This is a genomic window from Pseudomonas sp. S2_F07 (assembly GCF_054668325.1).
In genome coordinates, this window is record NZ_CP162758.1 from 3,591,016 (window position 1) to 3,606,265 (window position 15,250).

General features: G+C 59.4%; 14 protein-coding genes. 3 read left to right on the top strand and 11 right to left on the bottom strand.

Features of this window, described 5'->3' with window-relative positions:
* Positions 1–2 precede the first annotated feature (2 nt).
* Complete coding sequence (locus tag AB4O40_RS16265; protein ID WP_056726427.1) at positions 3–644, top strand: HD domain-containing protein; 642 nt, start codon at positions 3–5, stop codon at positions 642–644.
* A gap of 142 nt (positions 645–786) precedes the next feature.
* Here the strand turns inward: AB4O40_RS16265 and AB4O40_RS16270 are convergent, their stop codons facing one another.
* The 7 genes from AB4O40_RS16270 to AB4O40_RS16300 all read right to left on the bottom strand — a co-directional run bounded on the left by AB4O40_RS16270 (position 787) and on the right by AB4O40_RS16300 (position 9,175).
* Positions 787–1,677 (bottom strand): ABC transporter permease subunit, encoded by an 891-nt coding sequence (locus AB4O40_RS16270; RefSeq protein ID WP_056726426.1) that lies wholly within the window; start codon positions 1,675–1,677, stop codon positions 787–789.
* Positions 1,674–2,555: an ABC transporter permease subunit gene (locus AB4O40_RS16275; protein WP_172435394.1), complete on the bottom strand. Its 882-nt coding sequence runs from the start codon at positions 2,553–2,555 to the stop codon at positions 1,674–1,676. Before AB4O40_RS16275 ends, AB4O40_RS16270 begins: the two co-directional genes overlap by 4 nt.
* Before the next feature lie 35 nt (positions 2,556–2,590).
* On the bottom strand, positions 2,591–3,733 hold the full coding sequence (locus AB4O40_RS16280) for an ABC transporter ATP-binding protein (RefSeq protein ID WP_008048747.1): 1,143 nt from the start codon (positions 3,731–3,733) through the stop codon (positions 2,591–2,593).
* Positions 3,734–3,805: 72 nt separating this feature from the next.
* Positions 3,806–4,903, bottom strand: coding sequence for a polyamine ABC transporter substrate-binding protein (locus tag AB4O40_RS16285; protein ID WP_056726424.1), 1,098 nt, complete (start codon positions 4,901–4,903; stop codon positions 3,806–3,808).
* Between the two features lie 188 nt (positions 4,904–5,091).
* On the bottom strand, positions 5,092–6,204 hold the full coding sequence (locus tag AB4O40_RS16290) for a polyamine ABC transporter substrate-binding protein (protein WP_056726423.1): 1,113 nt from the start codon (positions 6,202–6,204) through the stop codon (positions 5,092–5,094).
* A 188-nt stretch (positions 6,205–6,392) separates the two neighbouring features.
* Positions 6,393–7,757: an aspartate aminotransferase family protein gene (locus AB4O40_RS16295; protein WP_056726422.1), complete on the bottom strand. Its 1,365-nt coding sequence runs from the start codon at positions 7,755–7,757 to the stop codon at positions 6,393–6,395.
* A gap of 59 nt (positions 7,758–7,816) precedes the next feature.
* A complete protein-coding gene (locus tag AB4O40_RS16300; RefSeq protein WP_056726421.1) occupies positions 7,817–9,175 on the bottom strand; it encodes a glutamine synthetase family protein in 1,359 nt (452 codons plus the stop codon).
* 667 nt (positions 9,176–9,842) lie between these two features.
* Here AB4O40_RS16300 and AB4O40_RS16305 point away from each other — a divergent pair.
* Together AB4O40_RS16305 and AB4O40_RS16310 are read left to right on the top strand one after the other, a co-directional pair.
* Entirely contained in the window at positions 9,843–11,219 is a 1,377-nt protein-coding gene (locus tag AB4O40_RS16305; RefSeq protein WP_046039110.1) for a glutamine synthetase family protein, read from the top strand.
* Positions 11,220–11,482: 263 nt separating this feature from the next.
* Positions 11,483–12,118, top strand: a complete 636-nt coding sequence (locus tag AB4O40_RS16310) for a TetR/AcrR family transcriptional regulator (protein WP_056726420.1) — start codon at positions 11,483–11,485, stop codon at positions 12,116–12,118.
* 139 nt (positions 12,119–12,257) lie between these two features.
* On the opposite strand, the gene AB4O40_RS16315 is transcribed toward AB4O40_RS16310, so the two are convergent.
* Genes AB4O40_RS16315 through ssuD form a run of 4 tightly spaced genes read right to left on the bottom strand, consistent with a single transcriptional unit; the run spans position 12,258 to position 15,249 of the window.
* The gene (locus tag AB4O40_RS16315; RefSeq protein WP_007967989.1) at positions 12,258–12,473 is read right to left on the bottom strand and encodes a TOBE domain-containing protein; all 216 of its coding nucleotides are present in this window, start codon (positions 12,471–12,473) and stop codon (positions 12,258–12,260) included.
* Between the two features lie 32 nt (positions 12,474–12,505).
* On the bottom strand, positions 12,506–13,312 hold the full coding sequence (gene ssuB / locus AB4O40_RS16320; protein WP_223541305.1) for an aliphatic sulfonates ABC transporter ATP-binding protein: 807 nt from the start codon (positions 13,310–13,312) through the stop codon (positions 12,506–12,508).
* Positions 13,309–14,091 carry an aliphatic sulfonate ABC transporter permease SsuC gene (gene ssuC / locus AB4O40_RS16325; RefSeq protein WP_056726418.1) on the bottom strand — a complete coding sequence of 261 codons (783 nt, stop codon included), beginning with the start codon at positions 14,089–14,091 and terminating at the stop codon, positions 13,309–13,311. The genes ssuB and ssuC overlap by 4 nt, the downstream gene beginning before the upstream one ends.
* Positions 14,092–14,100: 9 nt before the next feature.
* Positions 14,101–15,249 (bottom strand): FMNH2-dependent alkanesulfonate monooxygenase, encoded by a 1,149-nt coding sequence (gene ssuD / locus AB4O40_RS16330; protein WP_056726417.1) that lies wholly within the window; start codon positions 15,247–15,249, stop codon positions 14,101–14,103.
* Position 15,250 lies beyond the last annotated feature (1 nt).

The window sequence follows — 15,250 nt, forward strand, 5'->3', positions numbered from 1 at the left end:
CCATGAGCAGCACCATCGCCGGCATCCAGATCCCCGACAGCGCACTGGCCAGGGCCACCACCGAATACATTCGCGACATCGAGTCCGACCTGCTCTACCACCACTCGCGCCGGGTCTTCCTGTTCGGCGCACTAAGCGGTGAGCGCAAGCGACTGGCCTACAACCCGGAGTTGCTGTACGTCGGCGCGATGTTCCATGACCTGGGCCTGGTGCAAGGTTATCGCAGCGACAACGAGCGCTTCGAAGTCGATGGTGCCAACGCTGCAGCGGCGTTCCTCAAGCCCTACGGGTTGAGCGATGACGACATCGAACAGGTCTGGCTATCGATTGCCCTGCACACCACGCCGGGCGTGCCCCGGCATTTGCGGCCCACCGTGGCGCTGGTCACGGCTGGCGTCGAGATGGACGTGCTGGGCATGGACTACGCAGCGTTTTCCAGCGTGCAGCGCGAAGCGGTGGTGCATGCGCATCCACGGGGCGAGGGGTTCAAGGAGTGCATCATCTGCGCGTTTGCCGATGGCTTGCGCCATCGTCCGCAGACCACGTTTGGTAATGTGAAAGCCGATGTGCTGGCGGATCAGGAGCCGGGGTTCAAGCCGATGAACTTCGTCGAGGTCATCCGCAAATCGCCCTGGGTCGCATGAGCAAATGTGGGAGCGGGCTTGCTCGCGAAGGGGTCGTGTCAGTCGACATCCACATTGACTGACACACCGCTTTCGCGAGCAAGCCCGCTCCCACATTTTGAATCGGGGTGACCACATTGTTGTGGTCACCCCTGGTTCAGACTCAAGCCGCTTCCGGTGCCTGTGCGCGACGCACGTCCGGTTGCTTCCACGAGTCGGCTGCCGCTTCTTCGATCGCCTGCTGGATCGCACGACGACGGCTTTCTTCGGCGCGACGGCTGAAGAACCAGACCAGGAAAGTCACGATCGACACCGCCAGCAGGATCAGGCTGGCCACGGCGTTGATCTCGGGCTTGACCCCCAGACGCACCGCCGAGAACACTTCCATCGGCAGGGTCGTGGAACCCGGGCCCGACACGAAACTCGCCAGCACCAGGTCATCGAGGGACAATGCGAAGGACATCATCCCGCCCGCCGCCAACGACGGTGCGATCATCGGGATGGTGATCAGGAAGAACACCTTCCACGGCCGTGCACCGAGGTCCATGGCCGCCTCTTCGATGGACAGGTCCAGCTCGCGCAAGCGCGCCGAAACCACCACCGCCACATAGGCCGCACAGAACGTGGTGTGGGCGATCCAGATGGTGACGATGCCGCGTTCCTGCGGCCAGCCGATCATCTGCGCCATGGCCACGAACAGCAGCAACAGCGACAGACCGGTGATCACCTCAGGCATCACCAGCGGCGCGGTGACCAGGCCACCGAACAGGGTACGGCCCTTGAAGCGCGTAATGCGCGTCAGGACGAACGCCGCCAGTGTGCCCAATGCCACCGCCGCCACCGCCGTGTAGCAGGCAATTTCCAGCGAACGCACCACCGAACCCATCAGTTGGCTGTTGTCGAGCAGGCCGACGTACCACTTGATCGACCAGCCGCCCCACACCGTTACCAGTTTCGAGGCGTTGAACGAGTAGATCACCAGGATCAGCATCGGCAGGTAGATGAACAACAGACCCAGTACCAGCATCAGGCTGGAGAAACGGAAGCGCTTCATTCTTTACCCTCCATTTCCTTGGCCTGACTGCGGTTGAACAGGATAATCGGCACAATCAGGATCGCCAGCATCACTACCGCCAGGGCAGACGCCACCGGCCAGTCACGGTTGTTGAAGAACTCTTGCCAGAGCACTTTACCGATCATCAGGGTTTCCGGACCGCCGAGCAGTTCCGGGATCACGAACTCGCCCACCACCGGGATGAACACCAGCATGCAGCCGGCGATGATGCCGTTTTTCGACAGCGGCACGGTGATTTTCCAGAAGCTGTTGAAGGTGCTCGAACCCAGGTCCGACGCAGCTTCCAGCAGGCTCTGGTCGTGCTTCACCAGGTTGGCGTACAGCGGCAGGATCATGAACGGCAGGTAGGAATAAACCACGCCGATGTAGACCGCCAGGTTGGTGTTGAGGATCTGCAGCGGCTCGTCGATCCAGCCCATGCTCATCAGGAACCCATTGAGCAGGCCGTTGTTGCTGAGGATGCCCATCCACGCGTAAACGCGGATCAGGATCGCAGTCCAGGTCGGCATCATGATCAACAGCACCAGCACCGTCTGCACTTCCTTGCGGGCAACGGAGATGCCGTAGGCCATCGGGTAGCCGATCACCAGGCAGAGGATGGTGCTGAACAGCGCCATCTTCAGCGAGCCGAGATATGCGGCGATGTACAGCTCGTCACCGGCCAGCATCGCGTAGTTGCCCAGGTTAAGCAGCAACTGCAGCTTCTGCTCGGCGTAGCTGTAGATTTCGGTGTAGGGCGGAATGGCCACGTCCGCTTCTGCGAAGCTGATCTTCAGTACGATGAAGAACGGCAGCATGAAGAACAGGAACAGCCAGATGAAGGGAACCCCGATGACCATTTGACGGCCACCGGGAATTATTCGATTGAGTCGACGCTTGAGTTTGCGCATGTTCATGAGCGAAGCACCACGCCGCTGTCGTCTTCCCAGTACACGTAGACCTGATCACCCCAGGTCGGACGCTGCCCGCGACGCTCGGCGTTGGCCACGAACGACTGCACCAGCTTGCCGCTTGGCAGTTCGACGTAGAACACCGAGTGCCCGCCCAGGTAGGCGATGTCGTGCACCTTGCCGCTGGACCAGTTGTACTGGCAGGTCGGCATGTCGGCGGTGACCAGCAGTTTTTCCGGACGGATCGCGTAGGTGACCGACTTGTCCTGCACCGAAGTGCTGATGCCGTGGCCGACGTAGATCTGGCGATCCAGGTCTTTGCAGGTAATGATCGCGTGGCCTTCGGCGTCGTCGATCACTTCGCCTTCGAAGATGTTCACGTTACCGATGAATTCGCAGACCAGGCGACTGGTCGGGGTTTCGTAGATGTCGATCGGGCTGCCGATCTGGGCGATCCAGCCCAGGTGCATGATCGCGATGCGCTCGGCCATGGTCATGGCCTCTTCCTGGTCGTGGGTCACCATGACGCAGGTCACGCCGACGCGCTCGATGATCTCCACCAGCTCCAGCTGCATTTGCGAACGCAGCTTCTTGTCCAGTGCGCCCATCGGTTCGTCGAGCAGCAGCAGCTTCGGACGCTTGGCCAGGGAACGGGCCAGGGCCACACGCTGACGCTGACCGCCGGACAATTGATGCGGCTTGCGCTTGGCGTACTGGCTCATCTGCACCAGCTTGAGCATTTCGGCCACGCGGGCGTCGACTTCTGCCGCGGGAATCTTGTCCTGCTTGAGGCCGAAAGCGATGTTCTGCGCCACGGTCATGTGCGGGAACAGAGCGTAGGACTGGAACATCATGTTGATCGGCCGCTCGTAGGGCGGCATGTCTGTGATGTCTACGCCATCGAGGAAAATGCGTCCCTCCGTGGGCCGCTCGAAACCTGCGAGCATGCGCAGCAAAGTGGATTTGCCCGATCCCGAACCGCCGAGCAGGGCGAAAATTTCGCCTTTCTTGATTTCCAGGGACACATCGTCCACGGCAATCGTCTCGTCGAACTTCTTCGTGACCCGGTCGATTTTGACCAGCACCTGTTTAGGTTGCTGGTCGCCCTCGAGGGCTTTCTTATAGGCGCCGGAGGCAACTGCCATTTACGAAACTCCCAGAAAAAAGAGTGCAGTTCGCTCAAGGTGAGCCAACCTTGGATAGTTTGAGCCTTGAAACTATTTACCCGACTTGACCTTGGTCCAGCTGCGGGTCATCAAACGTTGAATATTCGGCGGTAACTCGATCGACACGTAGGTCTTGTCGAGCACCTCTTGCGGTGGATAAACCGCTTCGTCGGTGCGAATGGACTGTTCCATCAGTTTGTCCGACCCCGGGTTAGGGTTGGCATAGCCGACGTAATCGCTGACCTGGGCAATCACCTCAGGCTTGAGCAAATAGTTGATGAAGGCGTGGGCTTGCTTGACGTTGGCCGAGTCCTTCGGAATCGCCAGCATGTCGAACCAGAGTGCACCGCCCTCTTTCGGAATCGAGTAGGCAATGTTCACGCCTTTCTTGGCTTCTTCGGCGCGGTTCTTGGCCTGGAAGATGTCACCGGAGAAACCGATCGCCACGCAGATATCGCCGTTGGCCAGATCCGCGATGTACTTGGAGGAGTGGAAGTAGGTCACGTAAGGCCGTACTGCGAGCAACTTCTCTTCGGCCTTTTTGTAATCTTCAGGGTTGGTGCTGTTGGCATTCAGGCCCATGTAGTTGAGCACTGTCGGCATCATTTCATCGGCGGAATCGAGAAACGCGACGCCACAACTTTGCAGCTTCTTGATGTTCTCCGGCTCGAACAGCACGCCCCACGAATCAATCGTATCGACGCCCAGCACAGCCTTGACCTTGTCGACGTTGTAACCGATGCCGTTGGTGCCCCACAGGTACGGCACGGCGTACAGGTTGCCCGGATCGTTCTGCTCCAGGCGCTTGAGCAGCACCGGGTCGAGGTTCGAATAGTTCGGCAGCTGAGACTTGTCGAGCTTCTGGAATGCTCCGGCCTTGATCTGTTTGCCGAGGAAGTGGTTCGACGGCACGACCACGTCGTAGCCGGTACGCCCGGCCAGCAATTTACCTTCCAGGGTTTCGTTGGAATCGAAGACGTCATAAACCGGCTTGATACCGGTTTCTTTCTGGAAGTCGGCCAGGGTGGTCTCGCCGATGTAGTCCGACCAGTTATAAATATGCACGGTACCGGCGGCCTGGGCACTGACAGCCAGCGTCAACCCGGCGCCCGCCAGCATGGCATTGCGCAACAAAGAAAAAATAGGCAAGTGGAGGTCCTCTGAAATTAGTTGGGCCCAAGTTGCCCCGTGTTACATGACAACCGTGGTTGCCCGGCAACAAAACCGGCGCGCAACTTACCCTCGAAAAACCGTTCCAGCAAAACTTTCTGTCATTTAATTACACCTGTTGTCGCCACCGCGCGGGTGGCGACAACAGGTTGTTGCATAAAACCGGCTTATTTACCGGATTTGATCTTGGTCCAGCTGCGGGTCATGATCCGCTGCGTCGCGGCCGGCAAGTCGGCAATCGCGTACAACTTGGCGAGCACGTCCGCCGGTGGGTAAACGCCCGGGTCGCTGGTGATGTCTTTATCGACCAACGCAGTTGCAGCCGCGTTACCGTTCGGGAAGCGCACGGCGTTGGTGATTTCAGCCATGATTTCCGGCTTCTGCAGGAAGGTCATGAACTTGTAGGCGCCTTCGACGTTTTCGGCATCTTTAGGGATGGCGACCATGTCGTAGAAGCTGCCGGCACCTTCTTTTGGAATGTTGTAGCTGACTTTCACCTTGCCACCGGCTTCTTCCGCGCGGGACTTGGCCTGGTAAATGTCACCCGAGTAACCCACAGCCACGCAGATGTTGCCGTTGGCCAGGTCGGAGATGTACTTGGACGAGTGGAAGTAACCTACCGAAGGGCGGATTTTCAGGAACAGCGCTTCGGCTTCGGCCAGTTGTTTCTTGTCCTGGCTGTCGGTTGGATAGCCCAGGTAGTGCAACGCCACCGGAATCATCTCGGTTGGCGAATCGAGGAAGCTGATGCCGCACGATTTCAACTTCGCGGCGTTTTCAGGTTTGAACAGCAGGTCCCAGGAGTTGGTCGGCGCGTCGGCACCCAACGCAGCCTTGACCTTCTCGGGGTTGAAGCCGATACCGATCGAACCCCACATGTACGGGAAGGCGTGTTCGTTGCCCGGGTCGCTCACGGAAACGGCCTTGAGCAGGTCGGTGTTCAGGTTCTTCCAGTTAGGCAGCTTGGACTTGTCCAGCTTCTGGTAGACGCCAGCCTTGATCTGCTTGGCCAGGAAGTTGTTCGACGGTACAACGATGTCGTAACCGGACTTGCCTGCCAGCAACTTGGCTTCCAGGGTTTCGTTGCTGTCGAAGACGTCATAGACAACCTTGATGCCCGACTCGTCTTCAAACTTCTTGACGGTATCCGGTGCGATGTAGTCGGACCAGTTGTACACGTGCAGTACTTTGTCATCGGCCTGAACCGCGCCCGCCATCAAACCCATCACGGACATGGCAAGGAGGGTCTTGCCAGCGAGCTTTTTACCTAGTGCCTTCATGCGTAATGCTCCAAATTTTTCTTTTTTGAACCACTTGTTCAGCGACCGAACCCGGGCAACTGGAACCGCGGCTAGTCTGGCAAGATCCACATCGGTCTTTCAAGGAACGGCCACGCTTTCTGACCAGTTCCGAGCGAAAGTTCCTGGTTCATTTGCAGAACTTTGGACTTCCGCTCAGAGCCTAGCACTTAGCCCTGCAATGCACTCAGGGTCAGGTCAAGACACTTGCGAGCCTTGGTCACCAGTTCATCGATTTCCGCCGGTGTAATCACCAGTGGCGGAGCGATGATCATGGTGTCGCCGACGGCGCGCATGATCAGGCCGTTATCGAAGCAGAACTGACGGCAGATCATGCCGACGCCCTTGCCTTCGTAGCGCTTGCGCGTGGCCTTGTCCTGGACCAGTTCGATGGCCCCCAGCAGACCCACGCCACGAACTTCACCCACCAGCGGGTGATCGTTCAGTTCCCGCAGACGCTTTTGCAAATACGGTGCCGTTTCTGCATGTACGCGCTCGATGATCTTCTCGTCGCGCATGATGCGGATGTTTTCCAGCGCCACCGCAGCGGCTACCGGGTGACCGGAGTAAGTGAAGCCGTGGTTGAAGTCGCCGCCTTCGTTGAGCACGTCCACCACTTCATCACGCACGATCAGGCCGCCCATCGGGATGTAGCCCGAGGTCAGGCCCTTGGCGATGGTCATCATGTCTGGCTTAAGGTCGTAGAAATCGGCACCGAACCACTCGCCGGTACGACCGAAACCGCAAATCACTTCGTCAGCCACGAACAGGATGTCGTACTTGGCGAGGATTTCCTTGATGCGCGGCCAGTAGGTCTCTGGCGGAATGATCACGCCACCGGCGCCCTGGATCGGCTCGGCAATAAAGGCACCGACGTTGTCGACGCCGACTTCCAGAATCTTTTCTTCCAGCTGGTTGGCCGCCCAGATACCGAATTCTTCCGGGGTCATGTCGCCGCCTTCGGCGAACCAGTACGGCTGGGCGATGTGTACGATACCCGGGATCGGCAAGTCGCCCTGTTCGTGCATGTACGTCATGCCGCCCAGGCTCGCGCCGGCCACGGTGGAACCGTGATAGCCGTTCTTGCGGCTGATGATGACTTTCTTGTTCGGCTGGCCCTTGATCGCCCAGTAGTGACGAACCATACGCAGCATGGTGTCGTTGCCTTCGGAGCCGGAGCCGGTGAAGAACACATGGTTCATGCCTTCTGGCGCGATGTCGGCGATAGCCTTGGCCAGTTCCAGTACCGGTGGGTGCGCAGTCTGGAAGAACAGGTTGTAGTAAGGCAGTTCACGCATCTGTTTACTGGCGGCATCGGCCAGTTCATCGCGACCATAACCAATCGCGACGCACCACAGGCCGGCCATGCCGTCGAGGATCTTGTTGCCTTCGCTGTCCCAGAGGTAAACGCCCTTGGCGTTGGTGATGATCCGCGGGCCTTTCTCTTTCAGCTGCTTGAAGTCGCTGAACGGAGCCAGGTGGTGATCATTGCTCAGGGTTTGCCATTCACGGGTTTGCGGATTGTTGCTGGTCATACGAATCTCCTAAAACAATCAGGTGAAGGCGCCGCCAGGCAGCGGCGGCGCCCGGCGTATCAGACGGCAAAGAGCAGGAATTCCCTTTCCCACGAACTGATCACGCGCTTGAAGTTTTCATGCTCGGCCCGCTTGACCGCAACGTAGCCAGTGATGAAATTTTTGCCCAGGTACCGCTCGATGGTCGCGCTGTTTTCCATGCGTTCCAGTGCGTCTTCGATGGTTAGCGGCAGGCGCAGGTTGCGGCGTTCATAGCCTCGCCCAACCACCGGCGCACTCGGGTTCAGGCCTTCGACCATGCCGATGTAACCGCAGAGCAGGCTCGCGGCAATCGCCAGGTACGGGTTGGCATCGGCGCCCGGCAGGCGGTTTTCCACCCGTCGGTTTTGCGGCCCCGCATCCGGTACCCGCAGGCCCACGGTGCGGTTCTCTTCACCCCACTCCACGTTCACCGGCGCCGAAGTATCCGGCAGGAAGCGGCGGAACGAGTTGACGTTGGGTGCGAACAGCGGCAACAGTTCGGGAATGAGCTTCTGCAGACCACCGATGTGGTGCAGGAACAACTGGCTCATGGTCCCGTCTTCATTGGAGAAGATGTTCTTGCCGGTCTCGATGTCGATGATGCTCTGGTGCAAGTGCATGGCACTGCCCGGCTCGCCGGTCATCGGCTTGGCCATGAAGGTCGCGGCCACGTCGTGCTTGAGCGCGGCTTCGCGCATGGTGCGCTTGAACACCAGGATCTGGTCGGCCAGGGACAGGGCATCGCCGTGACGGAAGTTGATTTCCATCTGCGCCGTGCCGTCCTCGTGGATCAGGGTATCGAGGTCCAGTTCCTGCAATTCGCACCAGTCATAGACGTCTTCGAACAGCGGGTCGAATTCGTTCGCCGCTTCGATGGAGAACGACTGGCGACCGATTTCCGGACGACCGGAACGGCCGATCGGCGGTTGCAGCGGGTAGTCCGGGTCGTCACTGCGCTTGGTCAGGTAAAACTCCATTTCCGGCGCCACGATCGGCTGCCAGCCTTTGTCGGTATAGAGTTTCAGGACTTTCTTGAGCACGTTGCGCGGCGACAGCTCGATCGGGTTGCCTTGCTTGTCGTAGGTATCGTGGATGACGATGGCGGTCGGCTCGATGGCCCACGGCACCAGGTACACCGCACCCTGATCGGGACGGCAGATCATGTCGATGTCGGCCGGGTCGAGCAGCTCGTAATAGATGTCGTCTTCGACGTAATCGCCGGTCACTGTCTGCAACAGCACGCTTTCTGGCAGGCGCATGCCTTTTTCGGCGATGAATTTGTTGGTCGGCGAAATCTTGCCCCGGGTAATCCCGGTCAAGTCGGCGATCATGCATTCGACTTCTGTGATCTTGTGGTTTTTCAACCAATCGGTGAGCTGGTCGAGGTTGTTACTCATAAATGCCTCTAGGCTTGAGTTGTCTGACCCTTTTAAGGTCAGGCGTTGTTTGACGCATCGGCGTCGCGTTGTAGAGCGTTTGCGCGGCAGATTATCGTGCTTGCCGACACGGCTGCAGAAGCCGGGCGTGCAGAATCGCGAGCGGTGCCCTGAACGATGGTCAGGCCGCTATTGTGAATCGGTTCTATATTGAATGGAGTAACCGTAATGGGGGTGCCATCACGACCGTCCAGAATATCGGACGGGGACGGTTGAACCGTCACGGATGGGAGGATCACCAGAACCGCTGAGGCCACGGAACGGACGGACGTGTCATCACTGATGTGATAAACATGCCGACCGACCTGTCTTGAGCAGTCGGTGACGCCGATTATCGGCAGGCGAGACATGAAGCACCCCGGTATTATTGCTGTTATGGGTTTGATTCGAGCTTAGCCTTGTTCATTTTTTTACACAACACCCCCGTAAAAAATACAACACGGCCCGCTCAAGCCTGCGGGCGCCATGGAGGCCAAAGGCATAAAAACGCCCCAAAGTGCCTCAAAAAAGCCACACGGGCGCTTTTTTAGGGCAAAAAAGGCCTCGCTTGACTTCGGCATGCCGTTCGGGTTGACTGGAATCTGAAAAGATCAATGATTGATATTTTTAACAACAAAGGTGTTGCATCATGTCGGTACCCCCGCGTGCCGTTCAGCTTAACGAAGCGAACGCGTTCCTTAAGGAACATCCTGAGGTTCTGTACGTTGACCTTCTGATTGCGGATATGAATGGTGTGGTGCGCGGCAAGCGCATCGAACGCACCAGCCTCCACAAGGTTTACGAGAAAGGCATCAACCTGCCGGCCTCTCTATTTGCTCTGGATATCAATGGCTCGACGGTGGAAAGCACCGGCCTGGGCCTGGACATCGGTGATGCTGACCGAATCTGCTATCCAATTCCCGATACCCTATGCAACGAGCCATGGCAGAAGCGCCCGACCGCGCAACTGCTGATGACCATGCACGAACTCGAAGGCGAACCATTCTTCGCCGACCCGCGTGAAGTGCTGGCCAATGTGGTGCGCAAGTTCGACGAAATGGGCCTGACCATCTGCGCCGCGTTCGAACTGGAGTTCTACCTGATCGACCAGGAGAACGTGAACGGTCGTCCGCAGCCACCGCGCTCGCCGGTTTCCGGCAAACGTCCACACTCGACACAGGTCTACCTGATCGACGACCTCGACGAATACGTCGACTGCCTCCAGGACATTCTGGAAGGTGCCAAAGAGCAAGGCATTCCCGCCGACGCCATCGTCAAGGAAAGTGCCCCGGCGCAGTTCGAAGTGAACCTGCACCACGTGGCTGACCCGATCAAGGCCTGCGACTACGCGGTCCTGCTCAAGCGCCTGATCAAGAACATCGCCTACGACCATGAAATGGACACCACCTTCATGGCCAAGCCTTACCCAGGCCAGGCGGGTAATGGTCTGCACGTCCACATTTCGATTCTCGACAAAGACGGCAAGAATATTTTTGCCAGTGAGGATCCCGAGCAGAACGCCGCACTGCGTCACGCGATCGGCGGTGTGCTCGAGACCCTACCGGCGCAGATGGCTTTTCTCTGCCCGAACGTCAACTCCTACCGTCGTTTCGGCGCACAGTTCTACGTGCCAAACTCGCCGTGCTGGGGCCTGGATAACCGTACTGTGGCGATTCGCGTACCGACCGGTTCTTCCGACGCCGTGCGCATCGAGCATCGTGTAGCCGGCGCCGATGCCAACCCGTACCTGCTGATGGCTTCGGTTTTGGCGGGTGTGCACCACGGCCTGACCAACCAGATCGAGCCTGGCGCCCCGGTCGAAGGCAACAGCTACGAGCAGAACGAGCAGAGCCTGCCGAACAACCTGCGCGATGCACTGCGCGAGCTGGACGACAGCGAAGTCATGGCCAAGTACATCGATCCGAAATACATCGATATCTTCGTCGCGTGCAAAGAGAGTGAGCTGGAGGAGTTCGAACACTCCATCTCCGACCTCGAGTACAACTGGTACCTGCATACCGTTTAATCGGTTGCAGTAAAAAAAACGCCGCCGGCTGTAAAAGCCGGCGGCGTTTTTTTATGGGTGCCATCAAACCCCGTGGCGAGGGAGCTTGCTCCCGCTGGAGGCCGAAGGACTCCCTTTAATCCGCAGTCGGTTCTGTCAGGCACACCGCATCGGCCGTTTTGGGGCCGCTTCGCGACCCAACGGGAGCAAGCTCCCTCGCCACAGGGGATATGGAACATCTGCCCGCTCTGCGTACAATGCCCGCTGCCCCGCAGGAGACTCCAATGACACGCGTAGCCACCCCCCGCAAACCCCGCGCACGCAGCCAGGCCCGGATCGATTCGATACTCGATGCCGCCCGCACGCTGCTGGCTGCCGAGGGTGTGGCCAGTCTGTCGATCTACAGCGTCGCCGAGCGCGCGGAGATTCCGCCCTCCTCGGTCTACCACTTCTTCGCCAGCGTGCCGGCTTTGCTCGAAGCCTTGACCGCCGACGTCCATGCGGCCTTCCGCGCCTGCCTGCAAGCTCCCATCGACCATCTCGCCTTGAATGGCTGGCGCGATCTGTCGCGACTGGTGGAACAACGCATGCTCGACATCTATGCAGAAGACGCCGCCGCCCGCCAACTCATTCTGGCCCAGCACGGTCTGACTGAAGTCACCCAGGCCGACCGCCAGCACGACATCGAACTGGGCGACCTGATGCACAAGCTGTTCGACCATCACTTCGAGCTGCCGACGTTGCCCAGTGATGTCGATGTGTTTGCCCTGGCCATGGAACTGGGCGACCGGGTGTATGCGCGCTCGGTGCAGCAGCACGGGCAGATTACGCCGCGCATGGCCGAGGAAGGGATGCGGGTGTTTGATGCTTATGTGGGGTTGTATTTGCCGCCGTATTTGCCCAAGCGTGTGGCGCTTTAAAAGATCGCAGCCTTCGGCAGCTCCTACATCGGAATGCGTATTCCAGTAGGAGCTGCCGAAGGCTGCGATCTTTTGATCTTAACGAATAAAAAACCCCGAAGGGCTCAAACCCTTCGGGGTTGTTGTTTACGCATGTGCCTTACAACTTGGCGATCGACACCTCGGTGGATTTCACAAACGCGATCACTTCACTGCCGACCGCCAGTTCCAGCTCTTTCACCGAACGCGTGGTGATCACCGAAGTGACAATGCCGGACGCGGTCTGCACGTCGATTTCCGACAGCACGTCGCCGAGGACGATTTCCTTGATGGAGCCCTTGAACTGGTTGCGAACGTTGATGGCCTTGATAGTCATGATGTTGATTCCTGTCGTGGATAAGACTTGAGTTATTGAGCCCAGCGCAATTGCGTAGGCAAGGGTGAAACAGGTTCCGGTTCCGGCGGGTGGCCGGGCAGCGCCAGCACGCGATTTAGCACTTCGGTTTCCAGCGCCGCCAGCCGATGGGAACCACGAACCCGAGGGCGCGGCAGTTCCACGTGCAGGTCCAGGCCGACTTCGCCGTCTTCGATCAGGATCACCCGATCGGCAATCGCCACGGCTTCACTGACGTCATGGGTCACCAGCAACACCGTGAAGCCGTGCTGCTGCCAGAGCCGTTCGATCAGTTGCTGCATTTCAATTCGAGTCAGGGCATCCAGCGCACCCAAAGGTTCGTCGAGCAACAGCAGGCGCGGCTGATGAATCAACGCACGAGCCAATGCCACGCGTTGCTTCTGCCCACCGGACAGCGCGGCCGGCCACTCGTGGGCACGATCGGCCAGGCCCACCGCTTCCAAAGCTTCAAGCGCCTGCGGCCGCCAGTTCCCCTTGAGGCCCAGACCGACGTTGTCGATGATCTTTTTCCAGGGCAGCAAACGCGCTTCCTGGAACATCAGCCGCGTATCCTCCCGCGCATCACTCAATGGCGCGGCACCGGCGAACAACTCACCGCCGCTTGGTTGATCGAGGCCGGCGAGCAAGCGCAACAGGGTACTTTTGCCGCAACCACTGCGACCGACCACAGCGACAAACTGGCCCGCCGGAATGTGCAGGTCGATCTCGCGCAGCACCTGCCGCGCACCGAAGGTTTTTTGCAACTTGCGCACCACCAGCGGAGTCCCGCGCAGCAGGCGTGGAGGCTGTTGGGCAGTCATACCGAACCTCCCCTCGCAACCTGATACGCCGGATGCCAGCGCAGCCACACTCGTTCAAGTCCACGGGCCGCGAGGTCTGCCAGTTTGCCGAGCACCGCGTACAACAGAATCGCCAGCACCACCACGTCGGTCTGCAAGAACTCCCGGGCATTCATCGCCAGATAGCCGATGCCGGAACTCGCGGAAATGGTTTCCGCGACGATCAACGTCAGCCACATGAAGCCCAGCGCGAAGCGTACGCCAACCAGAATCGAAGGCAGCGCCCCCGGCAAAATCACCTGCCAGAACAGGCTGAAACCGCTCAGGCCATAGCTACGCGCCATCTCTACCAGCGCCGGGTCGACATTGCGGATGCCGTGATAGGTGTTGAGGTAAATCGGGAACAAGGTGCCCAGCGCCACCAGGAAAATCTTTGCCGACTCATCAATGCCGAACCACAGGATCACCAGTGGAATCAGCGCCAGGTGCGGCACGTTGCGGATCATCTGCACCGAACTGTCGAGCAAGCGCTCGCCCCACTTCGACAGACCGGTGATGAAGCCAAGGGTCAGGCCGATGCCACCACCGATGGTGAAGCCTAGCGCGGCACGCCAGCCACTGATCGCCAAGTGCGTCCAGATTTCGCCACTGCGCACCAGGCTCACGCCGGCCTCGATGACGGCGATGGGTGCCGGCAGGATTCGTGTCGACAACCAGCCCGCCGACACACTCAACTGCCACACCGCCAGCAACAACACCGGCAACGCCCAGGGCGCCAGGCTGTGGATGATTTTCTTCATGATCGCGCCTCAGCTCTGGGACGCGGCTTTTGGCAGAATGTCGTTGGCGACCATCTCGCCGAACGGGCTGACGTAACCGGCGCTCTTCGGCAGTTCAGGACGCTCGACATCGAGGTGCGGGAACAGCAACTCCGCCACCCGGTACGACTCCTCCAAGTGTGGATAACCGGAGAAGATGAAGGTATCGATGCCCAGGTCCGCGTACTCCTTCACGCGGGCGGCCACGGTCGGACCATCGCCCACCAGCGCCGTACCGGCACCGCCGCGCACCAGACCGACGCCGGCCCACAGGTTAGGACTGACTTCCAGGTTGTCACGGCTTCCGCCATGCAGCGCAGCCATGCGTTGCTGACCGACCGAATCGAAACGCGCCAGCGAAGCCTGGGCGCGGGCGATGGTTTCGTTGTCCAGATGCGAGATCAATTTGTCCGCCGCTTGCCAGGCTTCGGCGTTGGTTTCACGCACGATCACATGCAGGCGAATGCCGAAGCGTACGGTGCGACCAAGCCTGGCGGCCTTGGCACGGACCTGTTCGATTTTTTCCGCAACGGCGGCCGGTGGTTCGCCCCAGGTCAGGACCATTTCCACCTGTTCGGCGGCCAGATCCTGGGCGGCTTCAGAGGAACCGCCGAAGTACAGCGGCGGACGCGGTTGCTGGATCGGCGGATAGAGCAATTTCGCCCCCTTCACGCTGATGTGCTGGCCGTCGTAATCGACGGTTTCGCCTTCCAGTACCCGACGCCAGATGCGGGTGAATTCCACCGAGGCCTGATAGCGCTCTTCGTGGCTCAGGAACAGACCATCGCCCGCCAACTCTTCCGGATCACCACCCGTCACCAGATTGAACAACGCACGACCGCCGGACAGTCGATCCAGGGTCGCAGCCTGACGCGCCGCCACCGTCGGGGAAATGATCCCCGGGCGCAGGGCAACCAGGAACTTCAAGCGCTGGGTCACAGGAATCAGCGATGCCGCCACCAGCCACGAGTCTTCGCAGGAGCGACCGGTAGGAATCAGCACACCGCCGAAGCCCAGACGATCCGCCGCTTGCGCCACTTGTTGCAGATAACCGTGGTCGACGGCGCGAGCGCCTTCGGCGGTGCCAAGGTAATGGCCGTCGCCGTGGGTAGGCAGGAACCAGAAAATATTGAGGCTCATG